19 protein-coding genes are annotated in these 21,736 nt (G+C 65.0%); 13 read left to right on the forward strand and 6 right to left on the reverse strand.

The features are described 5' to 3' along the window. Positions 1-2: 2 nt before the first annotated feature. Together QK287_RS11300 and QK287_RS11305 are read right to left on the reverse strand one after the other, a co-directional pair. Complete coding sequence (locus QK287_RS11300) at positions 3-911, reverse strand: matrixin family metalloprotease (RefSeq protein ID WP_226776419.1); 909 nt, start codon at positions 909-911, stop codon at positions 3-5. After that, a complete protein-coding gene (locus QK287_RS11305; RefSeq protein WP_253033470.1) occupies positions 911-2,032 on the reverse strand; it encodes a VIT1/CCC1 transporter family protein in 1,122 nt (373 codons plus the stop codon). The genes QK287_RS11300 and QK287_RS11305 overlap by 1 nt, the downstream gene beginning before the upstream one ends. Before the next feature lie 306 nt (positions 2,033-2,338). Here QK287_RS11305 and QK287_RS11310 point away from each other — a divergent pair, with 306 nt between their 5' ends. Next, the gene (locus QK287_RS11310) at positions 2,339-2,575 is read left to right on the forward strand and encodes a hypothetical protein (RefSeq protein ID WP_226776420.1); all 237 of its coding nucleotides are present in this window, start codon (positions 2,339-2,341) and stop codon (positions 2,573-2,575) included. Between the two features lie 82 nt (positions 2,576-2,657). On the opposite strand, the gene QK287_RS11315 is transcribed toward QK287_RS11310, so the two are convergent. Then, positions 2,658-4,181 carry a sodium:solute symporter gene (locus tag QK287_RS11315; protein ID WP_226776421.1) on the reverse strand — a complete coding sequence of 508 codons (1,524 nt, stop codon included), beginning with the start codon at positions 4,179-4,181 and terminating at the stop codon, positions 2,658-2,660. 313 nt (positions 4,182-4,494) lie between these two features. On the opposite strand from QK287_RS11315, the gene QK287_RS11320 reads away from it, so the two are divergent. From QK287_RS11320 to QK287_RS11370, 11 genes are all read left to right on the forward strand, one after another. Continuing rightward, positions 4,495-5,070 (forward strand): cupin domain-containing protein, encoded by a 576-nt coding sequence (locus tag QK287_RS11320; protein ID WP_226776422.1) that lies wholly within the window; start codon positions 4,495-4,497, stop codon positions 5,068-5,070. Positions 5,071-5,222: 152 nt separating this feature from the next. Further along, on the forward strand, positions 5,223-6,311 hold the full coding sequence (gene speB, locus QK287_RS11325) for an agmatinase (protein ID WP_226776423.1): 1,089 nt from the start codon (positions 5,223-5,225) through the stop codon (positions 6,309-6,311). Continuing rightward, a complete protein-coding gene (locus QK287_RS11330; RefSeq protein ID WP_282360098.1) occupies positions 6,308-7,981 on the forward strand; it encodes a thiamine pyrophosphate-binding protein in 1,674 nt (557 codons plus the stop codon). Before speB ends, QK287_RS11330 begins: the two co-directional genes overlap by 4 nt. A 246-nt stretch (positions 7,982-8,227) precedes the next feature. After that, positions 8,228-8,713, forward strand: a complete 486-nt coding sequence (locus tag QK287_RS11335; protein ID WP_226776425.1) for a MarR family transcriptional regulator — start codon at positions 8,228-8,230, stop codon at positions 8,711-8,713. A 103-nt stretch (positions 8,714-8,816) separates the two neighbouring features. Further along, positions 8,817-10,895, forward strand: a complete 2,079-nt coding sequence (locus tag QK287_RS11340; protein ID WP_282360195.1) for an MFS transporter — start codon at positions 8,817-8,819, stop codon at positions 10,893-10,895. 290 nt (positions 10,896-11,185) lie between these two features. Then, complete coding sequence (locus tag QK287_RS11345) at positions 11,186-12,919, forward strand: ABC transporter ATP-binding protein (protein WP_226776427.1); 1,734 nt, start codon at positions 11,186-11,188, stop codon at positions 12,917-12,919. Then, a complete protein-coding gene (locus QK287_RS11350; protein ID WP_282360099.1) occupies positions 12,916-14,970 on the forward strand; it encodes an ABC transporter ATP-binding protein in 2,055 nt (684 codons plus the stop codon). Before QK287_RS11345 ends, QK287_RS11350 begins: the two co-directional genes overlap by 4 nt. Positions 14,971-15,020: 50 nt before the next feature. Then, entirely contained in the window at positions 15,021-15,467 is a 447-nt protein-coding gene (locus QK287_RS11355; RefSeq protein WP_226776428.1) for a thioesterase family protein, read from the forward strand. Positions 15,468-15,544: 77 nt separating this feature from the next. Beyond that, a complete protein-coding gene (locus tag QK287_RS11360; protein WP_282360100.1) occupies positions 15,545-15,820 on the forward strand; it encodes a hypothetical protein in 276 nt (91 codons plus the stop codon). A 92-nt stretch (positions 15,821-15,912) separates the two neighbouring features. Further along, positions 15,913-18,144: an AAA family ATPase gene (locus tag QK287_RS11365; RefSeq protein WP_282360101.1), complete on the forward strand. Its 2,232-nt coding sequence runs from the start codon at positions 15,913-15,915 to the stop codon at positions 18,142-18,144. A 25-nt stretch (positions 18,145-18,169) separates the two neighbouring features. After that, complete coding sequence (locus QK287_RS11370) at positions 18,170-19,399, forward strand: restriction endonuclease (protein WP_282360196.1); 1,230 nt, start codon at positions 18,170-18,172, stop codon at positions 19,397-19,399. A gap of 11 nt (positions 19,400-19,410) precedes the next feature. Here the strand turns inward: QK287_RS11370 and QK287_RS11375 are convergent, their stop codons facing one another. The 3 genes from QK287_RS11375 to QK287_RS11385 form a co-directional block, all read right to left on the reverse strand. Then, positions 19,411-19,704 carry a hypothetical protein gene (locus QK287_RS11375; protein WP_226776432.1) on the reverse strand — a complete coding sequence of 98 codons (294 nt, stop codon included), beginning with the start codon at positions 19,702-19,704 and terminating at the stop codon, positions 19,411-19,413. 165 nt (positions 19,705-19,869) lie between these two features. Further along, positions 19,870-20,334: a very short patch repair endonuclease gene (locus QK287_RS11380; RefSeq protein ID WP_226776433.1), complete on the reverse strand. Its 465-nt coding sequence runs from the start codon at positions 20,332-20,334 to the stop codon at positions 19,870-19,872. Positions 20,335-20,374: 40 nt separating this feature from the next. Beyond that, entirely contained in the window at positions 20,375-20,809 is a 435-nt protein-coding gene (locus tag QK287_RS11385; RefSeq protein WP_226776434.1) for a pyridoxamine 5'-phosphate oxidase family protein, read from the reverse strand. Positions 20,810-21,067: 258 nt separating this feature from the next. Between QK287_RS11385 and QK287_RS11390 the strand changes: the two genes are divergently transcribed. Next, positions 21,068-21,733, forward strand: coding sequence for a DUF6318 family protein (locus tag QK287_RS11390; protein WP_282360102.1), 666 nt, complete (start codon positions 21,068-21,070; stop codon positions 21,731-21,733). Positions 21,734-21,736: the final 3 nt, after the last annotated feature.

A 21,736-nucleotide genomic window follows, 5' to 3' on the forward strand; every position in this document is an offset into this window, starting at 1 on the left:
GCTCAGAGGTCCTTGCGGCACGGCGCGTTGCCGAGTTCGAAGAGGCCGTTCAAGTCGCCGGCGGCCAGGCCGTCGGGGGTTCCGATCTCGGGGTACATAAGCTGCGCGGGGTCGTCCACGTGCTCCAACCCCATCACGTGTCCGAGTTCGTGCAGGATGACCGCCGTGGCATATGCGGCTCCGTCCTGCCGGCCGAGGTCCGCCCCGATCTGGGGGGCGTCGAGTTCCAGGCTGCCGGTGACGAAGCTTTTGGGTCCGTCGCCGAAGCTGAAGTGGGTGCTGCCTCCGGTGCCGATCACGGGGCCCTTCAGTTGCGGAGCCTGGTCGGGGGTGGTCCACACGATCAGCAGCGGCGCCCAGCGTTCCCCGTAAGCGGTTGGCTGATAAGGGATTCGGGACTGGGCGGGAGCCTCGGTGGTTGGTCCGTCGTCGACGAACTCGATGCCGGTCGCGCGGGACACTGTTCTGATCGCGTCCTCGACGAGCTGGTCGGCGCCGTCGGGAGCGAGTGCCGCGTTGACCACAAAATGCAGCGGCCGGCACGGCGAATACCCCACCGGGGTGCCGTCCTCGTTCGTGGCCAGGAACTTGAACGAACTACTGGCCACGGCCGGCTTCTGCGGGTGGCCCAGCGGCTGGTCGTGCTCTTCGAATCCGGCCGGGGGAGTGTCCGTCCGGACTGTCGCAGCGGACGCAGGCCGCCCCGGCTGGCCCTCCACCGCGGTGCCCGGCCCGGCTCCGCGACCGGCATCGAAAAGTCCGGTAAAACGCGGATCAGCGTAGATCAAGCCCACTGCCAGGAACGCGGCCCCCGCAATCAAGGCGACGGTGGCGAGGCGGCCGACAATCCGCCGGACGGTCCCGGCGCTGCTGTGCCGCGGTGTCCGGTCCCGGAAATCAGGACCGGCCACTAGGCAACCACGGCGCCGAAGGCCAGGCCCAGCAGATAGGTCACGCCTGCGGCACCCATTCCGATGGCAAGCTGACGGAGGCCGCGGGAGGAGGGGGAGGTGCCCGAGAGCAGGCCCACGACCCCGCCGGTGAACAGCAGCGCCAGGCCCACAAGGGCAGCGGAGACAGCCAGCGCCGCGACGCCGGTCATACCCAGGACGAAGGGCAGGATCGGCACGATCGCGCCGGATGCGAAGAAGCAGAAGCTCGACGCCGCGGCGCCCCAGGCGGTGCCCACCGCTTCGTGCTCGTCGAGGGCTTCCGGAATTTCCGGCTGCAGCGAGAGGCTGGGATCGCAATCGCAGTCCAGCAGGCCCATCCGCTCGGCCACGCGGTGTTCGGCGGCCTCCCGCGACATGCCTCGCGCCAGGTAGACCAGCACAAGCTCATTGTGTTCGATGTCCAGCGAGGGTGCAGCGGCCAGGGTGATCTGGGTGGGGCGGGTTGCAGCCAGCAGTTCGCGCTGGGAGCGGACGGAAATGTACTCGCCGGCGCCCATGGAGAGCGCCCCGGCCAGCAGGCCCGCGACGCCGCTGAGCAGGACTACTGAACTGGCCACACCGGAGGCCGCCATGCCCATTACCAGGGAAAGGTTGCTGACCAGCCCGTCGTTGGCGCCAAAAACGGCCGCCCGGAACGTTCCCGCCAGCCGGTTGCGGCCCCGGGTGGCCAGGCCGCGAACCACTTCCTCGTGGATCTGTTCGTCGGCGACCATCGCCGGTGTGGCGGAGGGATCGGTGGCATACGGGGAACGGCTTTCGGCCCGCTGGGCAAGTGCCAGGACAAACACCGAGCCAAAGTGGCGGGCTAAAAAGCCGAGGAACTGGCTCCGGAGCGACGCGGAGCGGGCGCGACCGGCGCTCCCGCCGAGCAGCTGGAGCCAGTGGGCCTCGTGGCGTCCTTCGGCTTCGGCCAGGGCGAGGAGGATCTCACGCTCTTCGCCGCTGCGGTTCTGGGCCAGATCGCGGTAGACGGCGGCTTCGGCCCGCTCGTCGGCTAGGTACTGCCGCCACCGCTTGATGTCCGCAGCACTCGGGGTCGCCGCTGACGCCTCCGGAACGGTCCCCTGGCCGGGTTTCAGGCGGTGGGGTTCCGGGTTGAACTGGTCAGATGTGGCGTGTTGAGACACGGAAGCTCCTGGGCTTGAAGGGCATGGTTCGGCCCCGTTGCGTAACCAGCGTACCCCGAATTTCCGCGGATTTTTGGCTGGCAATCCTCAGGAAGGAGTTTCGGTAAACCGTAAAACCGCAGTCGCTGCGGGGCCCTTCGCGGGGGCAGCGGGCCGCCTCGATGGGAGCCCTTGACCGCCTGCGTTCGTGGTGTTCGAATGAGACCCAGGGCGGCCCGGCGGTGCCGTTGCCGCCACCCATCGCACGGAGGGTGCATCATGGACAACATCGGCTCAGATTCAGTCCAGCCGGCTCGGGATTCCCTTGAGTCCGATCCTGCTTTCGACTATGCCCAGGACGCGCCGGTCAGCGATGCCGCGGAGACCGAAGAGGACGAGCTCCTGGAAGAGGCGGATCGGCTCGTTCCGCTCGACAAAGAGGACTTCCTGGCCGACGACAAGCCTGTGCTGCCCCTGGACCGGGAGGAATTCCTGGAGCCCGGGGACGATGACTGAAGACTCCCACCGGCCGCAACGATCGACGGCGGCGCCCCCGGATGGGAGCGCCGCCGTCGAACCTTAACTCGCTCTCAGGACCTCAGTGCGTGACGGCCGGTACTTTTTCTTCCACGGCGGCATCGCCGGCGACCCTGCGGTGCCAGTTGGCCATGACCGCGGGATCCGTCGGTTTCGTCAGGAGGGACACCGCGATGTAGACCACCGCGGAGGCCACCAGGCCGTAGTAGATCGGTTCGTTGGCGTAGATCCCGTCCAGCGGGACTTCGGCATTGATTTCCAGCACGATCATGGTGCCGAGTGTGATGACGGAGCCCACCGCCATGGAGGCAGCCGCGGCAATGCCGGTGCCGCGCTTCCAGATGAGTCCGCCGAGGATGGCAACAAGGAGTCCGCCGACGAGGATGTCATAGGCGATGGTGAGCGCCGCGACGACGTCCTTGGTGACGATGGCGATGACGATCGCGACGATGCCGAGGCCCAGGACCCACATGCGGTTGGCCCGGACGTCGTGCTCGGGGTTCTCGGTGTCATCGGTGTTGATGGTTTTGCCGAACCAGCCGGCGACAAACGGTACGACGTCGGCCCGGGCCACTGTGGCGGCGGCGATCAGGGCGCCGGAGGCGGTGGACATCATCGCGGCGACGGCCGCGGCAAGCACCAGGCCGCCAATGCCGACCGGAAGCAGGTTAGTGGCAACTTCGGCGTAGACAACATCCTTGCCGAGGGCCTTGACGTCGATATTCGGCAACGCAACGCGCGCACCCAGGCCGATCAGGGCGCCGGCGGCACCGTAGAGAATGCAGTAGATTCCGGCCGTCGCGCCGCCCCACCGTGCGACCGTGGGCGTTTTGGCGGTGAACACCCGCTGCCAGATGTCCTGGCCGATCAGCAGGCCCAGGGTATAGACGACGAAGTAGGTGATGATCGTCTGGATGCCGATGCCGTCGATCTGGAAGAAGCTGGCGTCCACGCGGCTGCGGATCCCTTCGAAGCCGCCGGCGGCATTGAGGGTCAGCGGCAGCATCAGCAAGAAGATACCGACTGTTTTGATGACAAACTGAACCTGGTCGGCCAGGGTGATGGACCACATCCCGCCGATCGTCGAGTAGACCAGGACGATTGCGCCGCCGATGGCGACGGCGAGTGCGCGGTCCCAGCCGAAGAGCACAACAAAAATTGTGGCGTAGGCGCCGGTGGACGTTGCGCACAGCATCAGCGTGTAGGCGAGCATTACGATGCCCGAGGTCTGGGTGGCGTGGCTGCCGTACCGCAGGCTCAGCATCTGGGAAACCGTGTAGATCTTGAGCTTCTGGATGGTGCTGGCGAAGAGCAGGCTCAGGAGCAGCACGCCGGCGCCGATTGCGACCACGAGCCACATCCCGGAGATGCCGAACTTGTAGCCGAGACCGACGCCGCCGACGGTTGAGGCACCACCGAGAACGACGGCGGCCATGGTCCCGGTGTAGAGGAACGGGCCGAGGCGGCGGCCGGCCACCAGGAAGTCGCTGTTGTTTTTGGTGCGGGACTTACCCCACCATCCGAACGCCAGCATGGCGACCAGGTACACCACCACGATGGCGATGTTGACGAGACTTGCGTCCATAAAGGGCTCCTTGAGCTGTTCTGAGCTGGGCTGAAACCCGTCGGCGCGATTACGGGGCGCACGGGATCCAGCTGCTTCCTGATGGGTACGGTCACGAGTTGCCGGTGAAGGTGTCCGGACCGGGCAACACCATCGCAGCCGGCGCGGTTTTTTGCCCAATAGGCAACACTTGTTGCCAAACCCTATGTTGTGATGCTGGTAACAGTCAAGACGCATTCCGCGTCAGGGCCCGATCTGGCCAGCCGGGGAGGCCGTCCCGCTAGTATTGCTCAAACGATGGGGCCGAGCGGCCGGCCGTGAAAGGTTCCAAAAAATGAAAGCTTTGCCAGTTGAACCGAGCAATGTTCCGGTTGCCATCGGTTCCCGGATCCGCGCCGCGCGGCAGTCGCAGCGGCTCACGATCGAGCAGGTCGCCGACGCCACCGGGCTGACCAAGGGATTCCTCAGCCGGGTCGAACGCGACCTCACTTCGCCCTCGGTAGCATCGCTTGTGACGCTGTGCCAAGTGCTTTCCATCTCGATCGGCGAGCTGTTTGCCGCCCCGGAAACCCATCACACCAAGAAGGACGAAGGACCGAGGATCTCGCTCGGCGGTGACGGGATTGTGGAGCGGCTGCTGACCGCGCGCTCGGAACGGCGGGTGCAGATTATCCAGGCCGTGATTGAGCCCCGCGGCCGCGGTGAATCGGAACTGTATGCCGTGGACTGCGACGTTGACGTGCTGCATGTGGTGCAGGGGCGCATCCGGCTGATCCTCACCAACGAGGAATTTGAACTCCACACGGGCGACACGGTGACTTTCCCGGGCCGTGAGCCGCACACGTGGATCAACCCGACCGACGAAGCCGTCGAAGTCCTCTGGGTCCTGGTCCCCGCCGCAAGCCGCTAGCGTTCCGGCCCGGGTCACTGCGCAGTGCGGCCCGGGGGCCGGTCGGGATGCCGTGGATGGCCCTTTTGTAAACATTTGATGCTCAAGAGACAACTTCGAGTGTATGATGGCTATCACACCCGTCGGTCAATCCTCGAAGGAGAGGCTTTCTTTTGGAAGAGCTGCGCATCGAGGCCAATGGCAACCTTGGCCCTATTGATTCATCCCGCATCCCCCGTTACGCGGGGGCCGCTACCTATGCGCGCCTGCCGCGGCTGGACCAGGTCGCCAAGGCCGACGTTACGGTGGTGGGCGTGCCCTTCGACTCGGGCGTCTCCTACCGCCCCGGTGCCCGCTTCGGGTCCAACCACATCCGCGAGGCCAGCCGGCTGCTGCGCCCGTACAACCCGGCCTGGGATGTCAGCCCCTTCGAGAACATCCAGGTGGCCGACGCCGGCGATATGGCCGTCAACCCCTTTAATATCAATGAAGCGATCGAGACAATCCAGCAGAATGCCCTGGACCTGACCGCCGCCGGCAGCAAGCTGCTGACCCTCGGCGGGGACCACACCATTGCGCTGCCGCTGCTGCGCGCCGCCGCCGAACGCGCCGGCCAGCCCGTCGCCATGCTGCACTTTGACGCGCACCTGGACACCTGGGACACGTACTTCGGTGCCGAATACACCCATGGCACCCCGTTCCGCCGGGCGGTTGAGGAAGGCATCCTGGACACCGAGGCGATTAGCCACATCGGCACCCGTGGCCCGCTGTACGGCAAAAAGGACCTCGACGACGACCACCGCTTCGGCTTCGGCATTGTGACCTCCGCCGACGTCTACTACCAGGGTGTGCTCGAAACAGTAGCGAAGGTGCGTGACCGGATCGGCAACCGCCCGCTCTACATCTCGGTCGACATCGACGTCCTCGACCCCGCACACGCCCCCGGCACCGGCACCCCGGAAGCCGGCGGCATCACCAGCCGCGAGCTGCTCGAAATCATCCGCGGCTTCCGCGGCATGAACCTGGTGGGGGCGGACATTGTGGAGGTGGCCCCCGCGTACGACCATGCGGACATTACCGGCGTCGCCGCAAGCCACGTGGCCTACGAACTGGTCACCCTGATGGCGGACAGCGCGGTTGGGGGCGACCGCTTCGGCGCGGCCAACGGGTACGCTGCGCAGGCGCTCGGCCAGGAATCCCGCCGTCCGGCCGGCTTCGCCACTCCGGCCGCAGCCCGCGTCGGGGGCGGGGTCGCCCAGTGACCGGAGTGCGCAATGGCGGGGACCTCGTTGTCGAGACGCTCGAAGCGCTCGGCGCCAAAACGGTCTTCGGGATTCCGGGGCAGCACGCCCTGGGGCTTTTTGATGCGATGGGCCGGGGCAACCTGCACTTCGTCTCCTCCCGGGTGGAGAACAACTCCGCCTTTGCCGCGGACGGCTACTCCCGGGCCACCGGCGAGGTCGGTGTCCTTTTCCTCTCCACCGGACCGGGAGCGCTGACGTCCCTGGCCGGGCTGCAGGAAGCGTATGCCACCGGCGTTCCCATGGTGGTCATCGCGAGCCAGATCCCGCTCGAAGGACTCGGTGCGCGCCGCAAGGGAATGCTGCACCAACTCGATGACCAGAAGGCTTCGGCCGCCAACGTCACCAAGAGCCAGCGCCTCATCCAGCACGCCTCCGGCATCCCTTCGGCTATCCAGGATGCCTGGACCGAGGCGATTTCCTCGCCGCAGGGCCCCGTGTGGTTGGAGATTCCGCAGAACGTGCTGCTGGATCCGATTATGGTTCCCCCGGTGGAGGATGCACTCGCCGAGGCCGCCGATAATCCGCCGCGGATCGAACTGGTCCGCGAAGCCGTCAAATGGCTGGCGTCGGCGGAACGTCCCGCCATCATCGCCGGCGGGGGAGCCCGCCGCGGCCGGGCCGAGAAGTCGCTGCTCGCCATCGCGGAGAAGCTCCGGGCGCCGGTGATTTGCACGCCCGGCGGCAACGGCGCGTTCCCGTGGAACCACGAACTCTCACTCCAGTCCTGGATCGAGGACCAGTACATGACGGAGCTCCTTGAGGACGCCGACGTGCTGATTGTGATCGGTTCCTCACTCGGCGAAGTCACATCAAACTACTTCACCTTTGCGCCGCGCGGCCGGATCATCCAGATCGACGCCGAACCTCGCGTCCTCGAATCCAACCGTCCCGGTCTGGGCATCCGGGCCGACGCCGGCCAGGCGCTCGCCGCCCTCGACGATGCCCTCGATGCCCTGTGGGAACCATATGGCGATCGCACCAACTGGCACGGCACTTCGCCGGAAGATCTGGTCAAAAAAACCCTCGCCAAGGTCACTGCCCGCCTCGAATCCCAGGATCTCGGCAAGGAACTGAAGTTTATGGCGGACATCCGCGAGGCCGTCCCCGCCGCCATGCAGACATTCTGGGACATGACCATCTCCGCGTACTGGGCTTGGAGCTGCTGGGATGCCCGCCAGGGCCAGTTCCACTCTGCCCAGGGCGCCGGCGGCCTCGGCTTCGGCTTTCCTGCGGCAATCGGCGGCGCTGTTGGCCTGGAAACCACCGGCAAGCCCGGCGGGTCTGCCAGGGTGTTGGCCGTCTCCGGCGACGGATCGGCGATGTACTCCATTTCCGAACTGGCCACTGCCAAGCAGCACAACGTTCCGGTCACGTGGCTGATTGTGGACGACGGCGGTTACGGCATCCTGCGTGAATACATGGTCGGCGCCTTCGGCAAGGCCACCGCGACCGAACTCGCCCGTCCTGACTTCGTCAAGCTGGCGGAGGCCTTCGGCGTCCCGGCCGTCCGGGTTGCCCCCGAGGACATCGGGGATGCGCTCAGGGCCGGGTTTGCGGCGGACGGCCCGAACGTGGTCGTCGTCGAGACCCTGCTGAAGATGTTCGCCCCCACCCACCTGGACGACTAGCGCGGCCGGCCGGAACGCCGGCCGGAACGCCGGAAATCGGTAAACACACTGCGCGGACCGGCCGCGTCCTCCCTCATTAAATGATGGGTGGACGCGGCCGGCCCGCGTTTGGCGTTTAACGGCCACTTCTTTCGGCGCGCCGGCGCGTTATGCCGCCCCTGGGGCCGCTCCGAACAGGGTTAGTTTCCCGAAGTAACCAATTTTGCTATATAGTTGCCTAGGGCAAACAAAAGAGGGGGGTCCGCCATGACCGTTGAATCCAATGCCGCAGCCAAACTCGTTTACCAGATCTTTGACCTTCAGCGCGCCGTCCGCTGTGTTGCCGCAGCCAACCTTCGCGGCCAGGACACCGGGGTGGCCCTGCAGGGAGTGCTCCGTTTTGTCGGTGAGGGCGAATCCCGGGCCACCCACCTTGCGGAGCGGCTCGGCGTCAGCGCCCCCGTGCTCAGCCGGCATATCGCCGAGCTCGAAGAGCAAGGTTACGTGGTCCGCCGGCCGGACCCCGAGGATGGCCGCGCCCAGCTGATCGCCCTCTCGGCGGCCGGTGCGGAGAAGCTGCGGGTCATCGAGGACCACCGCACTGCAACCATCCAGGGCCTGCTGCAGGACTGGAGCCAGGACGACGTCGAACTCACGGCGCGGACCCTGAAGAAACTTGCTGAGTCCCTCAGGACCTCAGCCCGGGCAACGACGGCCGGACCCACGAATACGACCGAAACTGTTAAGGAGTAGATACATGGCTAACCACGCTGCCGCGACAGGGCCGTCCCCGGCCCGGTCGGATGATCAGCCGGGGTACCCGCGCCCGTCCCATCCCGCCGGAGAACCTGCGGCAATGACCCACCGCCAGATCATGGAAGCACTGACGGGTCTGCTGGCTGCCTTCTTCACCGCCATCCTGAGCAGCACGATTGTTGCCAACGCGCTTCCCACCATTATGTCCGAGCTCAAGGGCACCCAGACGGACTTCGCCTGGGTGATTACGGCCGCCCTCCTGGCCAACGCGGCCACCACCCCGATCTGGGGCAAGCTGGCGGACCTCTTTAACAAAAAGGTCCTGGTCCAGCTCAGCATCGTGATCTTTGTGGCCGGCTCCGTGATGGCCGGGCTGTCGGAGACCATCCCGCTGCTGCTGACCGCCCGGGTCATCCAGGGCATCGCCATGGGTGGCCTCACCGCCCTGGCCCAGGCCATCATCGGCTCCATGATTCCGCCACGTGACCGCGGAAAGTACTCCGGCTACATGGGCGGCGTGATGGCCGTCGGCACAGCCGGCGGCCCGCTGCTCGGCGGTTTTATTGTGGACAGTCCGCTGGGCTGGCGCTGGACCTTCTTCGTCTGCGTCCCGCTCGCCGTCGTCGCCCTGATCCTGCTCCAGGTCACCTTGAAGATCCAGCACGTCAAGCGCCCGGCCAAGATCGACTGGCTCGGCTCGATCCTGTTGACCTCGGGCGTCAGCCTGCTGCTCATCTGGGTTTCCTTCGCCGGCAACCCCGACTACTACGACTGGTGGTCATGGCAGTCGGTCGCCATGGTGGGCGGCGGCGTTGTGCTCCTTGGCCTGTTGGTACTGGTGGAATCTCGGGTATCCCAGCCGATCATCCCGCTCAAGATCATCTCCGAGCGGACCACAGCCCTCGCGATCCTCGCCTCGGTAGCGGTCGGCGTGGGCATGTTCGGCTCCTCGACGTTCCTTGGCCAGTACTTCCAGGTGGCACGCGGTGCCAGCCCCACCGAAGCCGGCCTGCTGACCCTGCCCATGATCGCGGGCAACCTGATCGGTTCGGTTGCCTCGGGTATGCTCATCAGCCGCACCGGCAAGTGGAAACGGTACCTGACCGCCGGCTCCATCCTCCTGGTGGGCGGCCTCGGCCTTGCCGGCAGCATGGACCACACCACCGACCTGTGGATGACCGGTATTTTTACGGCCATCCTGGGCTTGGGCCTGGGCCTGCTGATGCAGAACCTCGTCCTCGCCGTGCAGAACACTGTCCAGGCCAAGGACATCGGTACGGCCAGCGCCTCCGTGGCCTTCTTCCGGTCCGTAGGCGGCGCCATCGGCGTCTCGGTCCTTGGCGCCGTCCTGGGCAACCGGGTCAAGCAGCTCGTCACCGAGGGGCTCGCTTCCGCCGGAATCCAGGTGCCGGCGGGGTCGGCGGGGGCCACCATGGACCTCAAGGACATGCCGGCACCGCTGCGTGAGATTATGCGGGCGGCATACGGTGACGCGATCGCGGAGGTTTTCCTGATTTCGGCCATCGTCGGCCTCGTGGCTCTTGTAGCCGTCCTGTTTATCAAGGAACGCCCCCTGCGTCGCACCGTTGATATCCGGCCTGAGCCCGCCGCGCAGGCAGGAGACGCAGCTGCGGACGCTGCCGTGGCCGCCGCCGGAGGTGCTTCAGCGACTGCCCTGGGGCATGCTCCGCGGAATGGTCCGAAGGACGCTGGCACGGTTGGCCCCGCCGTCGGATCCGGCATCGTCGACTTGGACCGGGAGTTTATCGAGGTCCTCAGCCGGGAGCGCGCCGAATCCCGGTTTCCCGACGCCGCCCGCCGGGAGGCCGGTGTGGCTGCCAATTCCTCGCCCCGCCCGGGGGAGTCCGCCGAGCCCGGCGATAGGGAAGGCGGCCGCCAGCGGTCCCGGACCCTGCTCGCCGAGGACCGGCCTGAGGCAGCCGACGTAGTACCCGTGTTGCTGCAGACCCAACGGCTGCTTGCCGAGCAGCAACTCCAACTGGCCGAGGCGCTGCACGCCGTGAACGAACAGGCTGCCGAGCAGCGTGTGATTGCGGCGGAGCAAGCCCGTGTCGCCGGGGAACTCACGGCGTTGGGCCGGCAGCTGGCCAAACAGCGCAAGCTGCAGCGCGCTGCGGCCGATTACATCGCCACCCACGGACGGCACCGGACCGACTAGCAGCAGGAACGCGCAGCGGCCGGGCAGGTCCTGCCGGTAACGTCGGCTGAAGGCTCCGCGCCTGCCCCCACCAGGGGCGGCGGCGGAGCCTTCAGTCGTGCAGCCGGCCGAAGAGTACGCCGATTGGATGATTTTTCCTCGCCGCTGTTCCGCGCTGGCGGGTCATTTCGTAGAGTGGGATGACGACGGCTGTCAGCCCCCTCTGCTAATACTGGGTACATCGAGACAATGTCCCCTTCCCGGACTCATTTCCAGCCGCAACTATTCATCATTCCTAAGGACTCGTGGGCATGCTTGTCACCCTCATCCGGCGCTACTCGAGGCCGTATCTGCCATCCATCGGTGCAGTCATTTTCTTCCAGCTCGCATCCACCATCGCGGCGCTGTATCTTCCCAGCCTGAATGCCCAGATCATTGACGAGGGCGTTTCGCGCGGCGATACGGACTACATCTGGCGGACCGGCGGGGTGATGCTCGTCGTCGCACTGGTCCAGGTGGTCACCGCGATCGCCGGAGTTTACTTCGGATCCAAGGTGGCGATGGCGTTCGGCCGAGACCTGCGCCGCGGCGTGTTCCGGAAGGTCACGGGCTTCTCCGCAAAGGACGTCAACGTCTTTGGCGCCCCAACCCTGATCACGCGCGGCACCAACGATGTCCAACAGGTGCAGATGCTTATGCTGCTGGGGCTGAACTTTATGGTGGCCACACCCATCATGTGCATCGGCGGGATCATAATGGCCCTCCGCGAAGACCTCAGCCTGTCCTGGCTGGTGTGGGTTGCCGTTCCGGTGCTTGTGGCTGTCGTGGGCTACCTTGTGGTCCGGCTGATGCCGCTGTTCCGCACCATGCAGAAGAAGATTGACCGGCTCAACGGCATCCTGCGCGAGCAGATCATCGGCATCCGCGTTGTCCGCGCGTTCGTCCGCGAACCGCATGAGGCGGAACGGTTCGGCGCCGGGAACAAGGAACTCACCGACGTGTCGCTGAAGATCGGTGCCTTGTTTGTGCTTATGTTCCCCGCCATCGGCATGATCCTGCACATCTCCACCGCGGCCGTGCTGTGGTTCGGCGGCCAGCGGGTCGACGCGGGCGAGATGCAGGTCGGCTCGCTGACGGCATTCCTGCAGTACCTCCTGCAGATCCTGATGGCCGTAATGATGGGCACCTTTATGGCGATGATGATTCCCCGTGCGTCGGTGTGCGCGGACCGCATTGGTGAGGTGCTCGACGTCGAACCCTCCATCCGCGAGGCCCTCACCCCGGTGACGCCGGCCAGGAAAGCCGGCCGGGTCGAGTTCCGGAACGTTTCCTTCGCCTACCCCGGCGCCGAAGCGCCGGTGCTGAGCGGGATCAGCTTCACCGCCGAGCCCGGGCAGACGGTCGCGATCATCGGCTCCACCGGCGCCGGCAAGACCAGCCTGTTGTCCCTGCTGCCCCGCCTCTACGACGCAGAATCGGGGGAGGTGCTGCTCGACGGCGTCCCCGTTACCAATCTGGACCGCGCGGAGATTACGCAGCGCGTGGCCATGGTGCCGCAGCGGCCGTACCTGTTCTCCGGGACCGTCGAGCACAACCTGCGCTTCGGCAAGCCCGAGGCCACGGATGAGCAGCTCTGGGACGCCCTGACCGTGGCCCAGGCAGCCGACTTTGTGCGTGAGAAGAAGAATGGACTCGGCTCACGGATTTCCCAGGGCGGCACCAACGTCTCAGGCGGCCAGCGCCAGCGCCTCTGCATTGCCCGGGCCCTCGTCACGGAGCCCAAAGTGTTCCTGTTTGACGACTCCTTCTCCGCCCTCGACGTCGCCACTGACGCGAGGCTCCGGCGCGCACTCAAGGCGAAGACGGCGGACGCGACCGTAATCATTGTCGGTCAGCGCGTCTCCACCATCGCCGACGCGGACCAGATTCTGGTCCTCGACAAAGGACGGATCGTGGACCGCGGCACACATAAGGAGCTGTTGCAGAGTTCCAGCACCTACCAGGAAATTGTCGAATCCCAGCTGACCGCGGAGGCCGTGGCATGAGCACCAACGAGAAGGTTTCGCTGCACTCCAGGAAGCCAGCCCCGGACACGGATCCGGAAGACGACTTTGTAGAAGAGGAATACACCCCGGGCGAGGCCGACGGCGGTATGTTCGGCGACCTGCCGGCGAAGAAAGCCCAGCACTTCTGGCCTTCCGCGAAGCGGTTGATGTCCCTGCTGAAACCCGAACGGGCCGGTATCACCGCCGTACTCGCCATGGTGACGGTCGCCGTCGTCCTCAACGTGGTGGCGCCCCGGATCCTCGGCCAGGCCATGGACGTGATCTTCGCTGGAGTCATTGGCAAACAGCTGCCCGCCGGCGGCACCAAGGAGCAGTTCGTCGCAGGCCTCCGCGCCCAGGGCCAGGACAACTTCGCGGACATGCTCGCCAGGATGAACGTTGTCCCGGGTGTGGGCGTGGATTTCCAGCGGCTGGCTTCCCTGATCAGCGTGGTCCTGGTGATGTACTTCGTGGCCAACATCTTCCTCTGGCTGCAGGGCTACGTCCTGAACATCCTGGTCATGCGGGTGGTCCGCGCATTGCGCGACGACACCGAGAAGAAGCTGAACAGGCTTCCGCTGAACTACTTCGACACCCGCCAGCGCGGCGACATCCTCTCGCGGGTGACCAACGACGTCGACAACATCCAGCAGGCGCTGCAGCAGGCCTTCGCCCAGCTCGTGAACTCGGCGCTGACGGTGATCGGCATTGTTATTATGATGTTCATCGTGTCCTGGCAGCTGGCCCTGATCGCGCTCGTTGCGCTGCCCCTCTCTGCCGTGGCTGCCGGCATCATCGGTTCCCGCAGCCAAAAGCTTTTTGCCGCCCAGTGGAAGAACACCGGGGATCTTAACGGCCAGATCGAGGAGTCTTTCTCCGGCCACGACCTGGTCCGGGTGTTCGGCCGCGACGCGGACATGCTGGACCGCTTCGACGAGCGTAACGAGGCGCTCTACCGGGCCAGCTTCGGTGCACAGTTCGTCTCCGGGATGATCATGCCCGTGATGCAGTTTGTGTCCTACCTCAGCTACGTCGGCATCGCCGTCGTCGGCGGACTGCGGGTTGCCTCCGGCGGGATGAGCCTGGGCGATGCCACCGCGTTCATCCAGTACTCCCGCGAGTTCACCCAGCCGCTGGGCCAGATGGCAGGTATGGCGAACATGCTGCAGTCCGGCGTCGCCTCAGCGGAGCGGGTCTTTGAATTCCTCGACGCCGAGGAACAAGAGGCCGAGACCGCCACCGAAAAGTTGCCCGCCAAGACAGATGGCCACGTAGATTTCCGGCACGTCACCTTCAGCTACACCGCGGACAAACCGCTGATCGAGGACCTGTCTTTCACCGCTGAGCCCGGGCACACCGTGGCGATTGTTGGCCCCACCGGTGCGGGCAAGACCACCCTGGTGAACCTTGTGATGCGCTTCTACGAGCTCCAGGGCGGCAGCATTACCCTGGACGGGGCGGATATCACGCAGCTCAGCCGAGCGGAATTGCGGTCCAAGGTTGGCATGGTGTTGCAGGACGCGTGGTTGTTCGGCGGCACCATTTACGACAACATCCGCTACGGCAAGCTGGACGCGACGGAAGAACAGGTGCTGGAGGCGGCGAAAGCCACCTTCGTGGACCGCTTCGTCCGGGCCCTTCCGGACGGTTACAACACCGTCATCGACGAGGAGGGCAACAATGTCAGCGCCGGCGAAAAGCAGCTGATCACCATTGCCCGTGCCTTCGTGGCGAACCCCTCGCTGCTAATCCTGGACGAGGCCACCAGCTCGGTGGACACCCGCACCGAAGTCCTAGTTCAGAAGGCCATGGCCGCCTTGCGCACCGATCGCACCAGCTTCGTGATTGCCCACCGCCTCTCCACTATCCGTGACGCCGACACCATCCTGGTGATGGAGGCCGGCCGGATCGTTGAACAGGGTGCACACGCCCGGTTGCTGGAACTCAAAGGTGCCTACTACCGCCTGTACATGTCCCAGTTCGCCGGTGAAGACGCCGAGACGGCTTTTTCGGAGAATACTGCCGACAACACGACGGCGGCGCGCAGCTGAGCGCCGCCGGCCACCTTGCCGCGTCCCGGCGCATCGAGGTTCAGATTCCCATGCGCTGGGGCGACATGGACGCCTACGGCCATATCAACAACGTCCAGATCGTCCGGATCCTGGAGGAAGCCCGAATCGCGGCCTTCGGGCCGCCCAGAGGGTCGGGGCGGCCAGGTGTAGAGCCGCCGGTCTCGCTATTCAACGAGGTCCCGGAGGGAACCCTGGCGCTGATCGTTGACCACAAAATCCGCTACGTCCGGACCCTCGAGTACCGCAACGTGCCGGCGGTAGTCCAGCTGTGGATCGGTGCGATCAAGGGCGCCAGCTTTGACATCCACTATCTGGTGCAGGACCCCGTGACCCGGGAGGACTGCGTCCGGGCCTCAAGCCATCTGGCGTTTGTCGACGAGGCCACCGGGCGGGTGCTGCGGCTGACTCCGGAGCAAAAGGCGATGCTCGCCCGGTTCACTCCGGATCCTGCGGATTCCGAAAAACCGGTCCCATAGCCTCTACTTGGGCCGAGCTATCGTCCCTAGGATGGACAAGCCTCGGCACCCGGCCCGGGAGCCAAGGAGTGCATCTTATGGTCAACAAACGAGGACGGCTAATGGCGAACAAAGGCAAGAAAAAAGCCCAGAAGAAGACCTGGAAAGAGCTCACGCCGATGGCGAAGGTCGGAACGGTGACCGCGGCTGTTGTTCAGCTCTCCTTACTGGTCGCCGCCCAGCGGGATATCTCACGCCGGCCGGCCGAACAAATCCGAGGCAGCAAAACGATGTGGCGGGTGGCGACCCTGGTCAACTTCGTCGGCCCGGGCAGCTATTTCACTTTTGGCGTCAAGCGCACGGCCGCCAAGTAGCAACCAGCGCCGGAAACACGCTCAGCCTCCGGTCGGTACTTTCGGGCTCCCCGATGATGCCGGCGTTCAGCTTAAGCCTGTAAATTGAAGGCATGACCCCAGCCAAAAAGCCTGCCATGCACCGCGCCCTCGGCATCTCCAAGGAGATCGAAGATGCGGCCTGGTTTGTGCTGGGGCCGGGGTTGCTGGGCAAAGCGTCTGCCCTGGACGGCCGCACCAAAACATGGTCGGTGCCGGCGGCCACGGAGTTGCTGGGTCGCCTTGAGCGCGGGGTCCCGGATCCCAAGGCGCCCATGATGACCAACCTGCGGCAGAACCTGCAGGACGCCTCCCGGGGTGCCAAGCAATTGGCCGTCGAACTGCTCTTCCTACAGTCCCTGCCGTTGGCACATGAGGTGAAATCCCTCAAGGTCAAAAGGGCGCGGGTGGCCGAAGCGGCTACCTGGCTGGAGCCGCCCCTGGAACTGCCAATCGAGTTGTACGCGGGCATGACGGACCATGGCGTCATCCGGGACCGCACCGCGGAATTCAACTGGACCATCTGGGACCACCTGAGCTGGCTGTGCCGGCTGGTTCAGCATGTTGCCCGGCGTCCTGCCGGTGAAGTTGCGGCCGCGGTGAAGGACCCGTTGGCCTTCCACCAGCTGGTTGCCGGCACACCCGATGACCAGCCGGCCATCCGCCGCAGCATCGAATTCCTGGTCTGGCCCAGCTACTTCGAACCAGTTGTGGCCGACGTCGAACGCCAGGAGATCCGTGATGCCTTCGCGTCCCTCGTAGGTGGGGCGAAGGGCGAGAGCGACGAGGAGATCTCCGCGGACATCCACCGGATCCGCCTGCACCTCGACGAACAGGCCGGCCAACGGATCGACTGGTACTCCCGGCAGCTGGTGAGCCAGTGGCGCAAGGTTGGTGACCCCGGGCGCCGGGCCTGGCTGCTGCGCACCCACCACGATAACGCCGAGCTGCTCAGCAGCTGGCAGGCCGAGGAATCGATCACGCTCGATGTTGAGCACCTGCGGCTGCTGGACCCCGGTGTTACCGCCGGGCTGGTCCAGCACGCCGTCGACGAGGACTACAAGCACCTCGGCTACGTTGAACGGGAAGACACCAAGACCGCCGTCTTCGCCTTTTTGGGGGTGATGAAGCCCGGCGACCTGGCCCTGTATCAGAGCTCGGGCACTGTGCGGTTGGGGGTCGTCCTCGGTGAACCTGAGCACCGTGACGACAACCGCCGGCTGGGCCGGAAGGTCCGCTGGTTCGACGAGGCACACACCATGACCGAACTGCCCCGTCATGTTCAGCGGCAACTCGCCACCTCCGGGATCGTCGTCGACATCACCCGAGTCATCCAGGCGCTGGAGGTACTGCTGCCCGCTGAAGCGGAAGCCGGGCCAAGCGAGGGTGTAGAACCGGCCGCCGTCGTCGAACCTGCCTGTGAAGGGTTCCGCCCGCTGACGCCGGAGTTCGCTCAGTCGCTGCACATGGACCTGGAGCCGCTGCAGGAGATCGCCGAACTGCTGGAGGAGAACCGCCAGTTGGTGCTGTACGGGCCGCCCGGAACCGGCAAGACGTATCTGGCCAAGCACCTTGCCGCCCAGCTCGCCGGCGACACCACCGATGAACGCGTCAAGCTGGTGCAGTTCCACCCTTCGTACGCCTATGAGGACTTTTTTGAGGGCTTCAGGCCGGATAAAACCGACGAGGGCCAGGTGTCCTTTAAGCTCGTGGCCGGGCCGCTGCGCCGCATCGCCGAGGAAGCCGCGAAGCCGGGAAACGAGAGCAAGCCGTACTTCCTGATCATCGATGAGATGAACCGGGCGAACCTGGCGAAGGTTTTCGGTGAGCTGTATTTCCTGCTCGAATACCGCGATGACCGGATTTACCTGCAGTACAGCCCCAACGAGCCCTTTACACTGCCGGACAACCTCTACATCATCGGCACCATGAACACCGCTGACCGGTCCATTGCGATGATGGACGCCGCCATTCGCCGCCGCTTCTCCTTCATCGAACTCCACCCCGAGACCGCGCCGGTGCAGGGAACGCTGCTGCGTTTCCTGCAAGCCCGGGACCTGGATACGACGCCGGCCCTGCTGATGGACGCCCTCAATGACGCCATCGATGAGTGGGACCGGGATCTGATGATCGGTCCGTCCTATTTTATGAAGCCGTCCGCGCAGACGTCCAAGGGCCTGCGGCGGATCTGGAAGTATGAGCTGATGCCGTTGCTGGAGGAGCATTACCATGGGCAGCTGAACCGTGCGCAGCTTCAGGAGCGGTTCGGACTTGACCAGCTCCTTGACCGCCTTGCGCGCGTCTAGCCAGCCCGGCCGGGCAGGCCACGGTGTGGCGGGTTCCGCGCCGATCCGCAGGGTTGTCCTGGACGAGCTTTCCAGCGGTGTGGTGGAACGGCTTGACCCGGCCAGCGCGGCCTATATTAATGGCAGCGGCCTGGCCAAGTCCTCGCCGATGGGCATGGGCATCTACCGGATCGAGCCCGTAGGGAAGATCGGTGCGGTGCGCACCCCGACGGTGCAGCTTGAGGTCCGGCCCAAGGAGCGGCTGGGCCTGGCCCGGTTGCTGTTCCTGCTCGGCTACGCCGGGGATCAGGGGTTCCGGGAGGATACCGTCACCGCGGTGGAAGAGGCGGATCTGTGGAGCGCGCTGGCACAGTCGCTCGCCCAGCTCTCGGACCGGGCGCTCAGCCGAGGTGTGCTGCAGGGCTACCTGAATGTTGATGAATCGCTCCGGACGGTCAAAGGGCGGATTCGGATGTCGGACCAGATCTCGCGCCGGCCCGGCATGCTGGTGCCCCTTGAAGTTTCCTACGACGAGTTCACCGAGGATATCGCCGAAAACCGTATCCTGCGGGCGGCGTTGGAGAGGATGTCCCAGGTTTCGGGTGTGCGGCCGGACGTGCTGAGCCGGCTCCGCCAGCTCAAGGGCAAGCTCGCGGCCGTGACCCGCCTGCAGTCCGGTGCGCCCCTGCCGGTGTGGCGGGCCAGCCGGATGAACACGCGATACCAGTCCGCGTTGCGGCTGGCCGAAGTCATCCTGCGCCATTCTTCGGCGGAGGCCGGGGACGGTACCCAACAGTCGGCGTCGTTTGTTGTTGATATGTCCGTGGTGTTCGAGGACTTTGTGGGTACGGCGCTCCGCGAGGCTATGGCCGCATTCCCGGGGGAGATGCGGCTGCGGTACAACGCGCTGCTCAATGAGGCCGTCCGCGACTCTGACCGGATCGTGGTGCAACCCGGTGCTGTCCACCTGCTTGGCGGACGCCCGGTGATGGTCTACGACGCCAGGTACCAGGCCGCTGCCGACGCCGGGGCGTCGCTGTCCGGGGACCACTACCGGATGCTGGCGTACTGCACGTCGCTGCGGGTTCCGACGGCGTGGCTCATCTGCCCGGGGGCGGGGGAGATCAAGCTGCGCCGGATCCTCAACACTGACATCGATGTGGTGGAGTTTCCGCTCGACCTGTCGCAGCCGCCAGCGGAAATCCTGGCCTCCATCGCGGACCTCGCTCAGCAGTCCTGGGGCGAAGTGGTGCGTCAGGCGAGTATCGGACGCTGACCGGCGCTTTGCTAACCGGCTTCCGCTTGCACGGAGACAGACAGCAGATGGCTCAAGAGGGCTTTCTCCGGCTGGCCGGGGTGGTTCGCTACATGCCAGCGGAGCTTTTCGCGGACCGCCGCCTCTTCGGGCTTCGTGTCAGCGAGAATCGAATCAATAATCCCGGAAACCTGGAGGCGCAGGGGGCCAAGGTCGGAGTCGACCTCGGGGGACCGGCGGTACTCCTGCCGCAGGGAGCCGGGGAATGACCTCGGCGGCCGGCTTGATGTCCGCAGCGATGTTGTGGACATCAGTAACTTAGGCATTTGGTGCTCCCGGGGGATATTGGTACGTGTAATCGCGGACCGGTAGTGTCCTCGTCCCCCAGAGAGTGATGTTACCTGAGGCACATCGGTCTGTCTCGTGAAGCTGGAAGAAGTTTTTTTGGAGTCGTCGCCCTGGCTTCCAGTCTTCGCGGAGCGGACTGACTATCAGCGGTTCTCGCCGTCGAGGCCACCGCGCGCGCGGCGGTGGCTTGCCTGCAGGAAATCGTGGAGTTGCTCTTCCAGCACTGAAAGGTCCTTGAGTTCACACTCCCAGACGGTGAGGACGTCCCAGCCGGAGCTTTCAAGCTGACGGCGTTGTTCGACGTCGCGGTTCCGCGTTCTCTCGCGTTTGGTGCCCCAGAACTCCGCATTGGTTTTGGGCGCGTGCTGCCCGACCCGGCAGTTGTGAAAGTGCCAGAAGCAGCCGTTGACGAAAATGACTTTGCGCCGGCTCGCGAAGACAAGATCCGGCTTGCCCGGCAGCCGGCCGCCACCGGCGGTGCCGTGCAGTCGGTAGCGGTAACCCCTGGCATGGAGTAATTTCCGGACCAGTAGTTCAGGCTTAGTGTTTGTGCTCCGGATGCGCGACATGTTCGCGCTGCGCTGCTCGGGAGTCAGCTTGTCCGCCATGGGTTGCGTCCAGGTGGTCTTGGCCGGCGTCGAGCGGTTGCTAGATCTCCCGCTCCGGGTGTTCGCCGAACTGGAAATGGCGCCCGCTGACCGAAGTCGGTTCGATCTCGACGTAAAAGTCCTTCAGGGTAGGAACCCACGGCTTGAGGCCCAGCGCCTCTGCGGCTGCGATATCGGCGGACTGGTCCAGCACCCGTGCCGTTCCGCGAAGAACAATCGACCATGCCTCGTCGGAGAGGATGCCATCCGTTTCGAACAAGACCTTGGAATTGATGGTCAGTTCCGCGAGTTTGTTGCCGGGCGCCGTCCGGAGGTAGAGCTTCCGGTGGCTCACGGCATAGTTGACCGGAAAGATATCGGGTTCGTTGGCCACGAAGACAACAAGCCTGCCGTGTTGAGTGCCCTCAATCATTTTCCAGCTCTGATCCTCATCGAGGACGAGGATAGGGTTTCCGTCTGCATGTTCGAACATCATGGGTTCATTGTTCTGACTCCGGTAGAAAAGCGCTAGGGGCTAAAGGGGGAAAGCGGGCGCGAGTTTGCAGCCGTCCGCGGGCGCCGGGCAAACTGTCGGACGCTCTCCGTAGTCTGTTGCCGTTCGCCTTGTCTGGGCCACCCCTGTCCTCAATCGAACGCTTGTGGATAACTTGGACGTCCAAAATGTGACGTCGGTTACCCTTAAGGCATTGTTTGGCTTCAGGCGTCTTGATTTCTATCGGGGGAACAGCTGACCATGACATCTCGCACCTCATTCTTCGTCCGCAAGCGCGTCTGCGCTGTTGTGCTCGCGTTGTCCCTTGTGCCGGTCACGGCCTGCACCGCCGGGGGAACAACGCCCGGCGCAACTGCATCGTCGGAGTCTTCGAGCCCGACGGCGCCGCCGCCGCCGACCCCGACGCCCACCCCGACTCCCACTGCGAGCTACCGACCGGCCGATGCCTCTGGACGAGCGCAGAACGTACCCGTTCCGGTGCTGCCCGATGCTGCGAAAGCGGAGACGAAGGAAGGCTTAGAGGCGTTCGCGCGGTACTGGTATTCCACCGTCACGTACGCCTATGAGGCCGGTGACGTCAGTGCCCTTGAAGCAGCTTCGGGACCGTCGTGCGACTCCTGTGCTCGGGTTAGGGAAGTTGTTCAGGGATGGCATTCAGAAGGACGATGGTTGGCCGGCGGGAAGCTGGTCGTGGAAGGAGTTCAGTCCAGGTTTGTTGAAACCGGACGAGCGGAGTATCAAGTCCTGATCCAAGTTCGTCAAGAGTCGCTGTCTTACTATCGGGCGGACAAAACTCTAGACGAAAAGACGGAGCCCGGTCCTGCGGTCGGCGACATCATGGTCGCGACCTACGAGAGTGGGAAGTGGAAGGCTGCAACTGTAGAACACTTGGAAAAGAGCAAGTGAGAT

This window comes from Arthrobacter sp. AL05 (genome assembly GCF_029960715.1).
In the GTDB taxonomy this organism is placed as follows: domain Bacteria; phylum Actinomycetota; class Actinomycetes; order Actinomycetales; family Micrococcaceae; genus Arthrobacter.

Coding starts and splice junctions, on each gene's coding strand:
- QK287_RS11310 (WP_226776420.1), top strand. CDS start 2,339: ATGGACAACATCGGCTCAGATTCAGTCCAGCCGGCTCGGGATTCCCTT.
- QK287_RS11315 (WP_226776421.1), bottom strand. CDS start 4,181: ATGGACGCAAGTCTCGTCAACATCGCCATCGTGGTGGTGTACCTGGTC.
- QK287_RS11320 (WP_226776422.1), top strand. CDS start 4,495: ATGAAAGCTTTGCCAGTTGAACCGAGCAATGTTCCGGTTGCCATCGGT.
- QK287_RS11335 (WP_226776425.1), top strand. CDS start 8,228: ATGACCGTTGAATCCAATGCCGCAGCCAAACTCGTTTACCAGATCTTT.
- QK287_RS11340 (WP_282360195.1), top strand. CDS start 8,817: ATGACCCACCGCCAGATCATGGAAGCACTGACGGGTCTGCTGGCTGCC.
- QK287_RS11345 (WP_226776427.1), top strand. CDS start 11,186: ATGCTTGTCACCCTCATCCGGCGCTACTCGAGGCCGTATCTGCCATCC.
- QK287_RS11350 (WP_282360099.1), top strand. CDS start 12,916: ATGAGCACCAACGAGAAGGTTTCGCTGCACTCCAGGAAGCCAGCCCCG.
- QK287_RS11355 (WP_226776428.1), top strand. CDS start 15,021: ATGCGCTGGGGCGACATGGACGCCTACGGCCATATCAACAACGTCCAG.
- QK287_RS11360 (WP_282360100.1), top strand. CDS start 15,545: ATGGTCAACAAACGAGGACGGCTAATGGCGAACAAAGGCAAGAAAAAA.
- QK287_RS11365 (WP_282360101.1), top strand. CDS start 15,913: ATGACCCCAGCCAAAAAGCCTGCCATGCACCGCGCCCTCGGCATCTCC.
- QK287_RS11375 (WP_226776432.1), bottom strand. CDS start 19,704: ATGCCTAAGTTACTGATGTCCACAACATCGCTGCGGACATCAAGCCGG.
- QK287_RS11380 (WP_226776433.1), bottom strand. CDS start 20,334: ATGGCGGACAAGCTGACTCCCGAGCAGCGCAGCGCGAACATGTCGCGC.
- QK287_RS11385 (WP_226776434.1), bottom strand. CDS start 20,809: ATGATGTTCGAACATGCAGACGGAAACCCTATCCTCGTCCTCGATGAG.
- QK287_RS11390 (WP_282360102.1), top strand. CDS start 21,068: ATGACATCTCGCACCTCATTCTTCGTCCGCAAGCGCGTCTGCGCTGTT.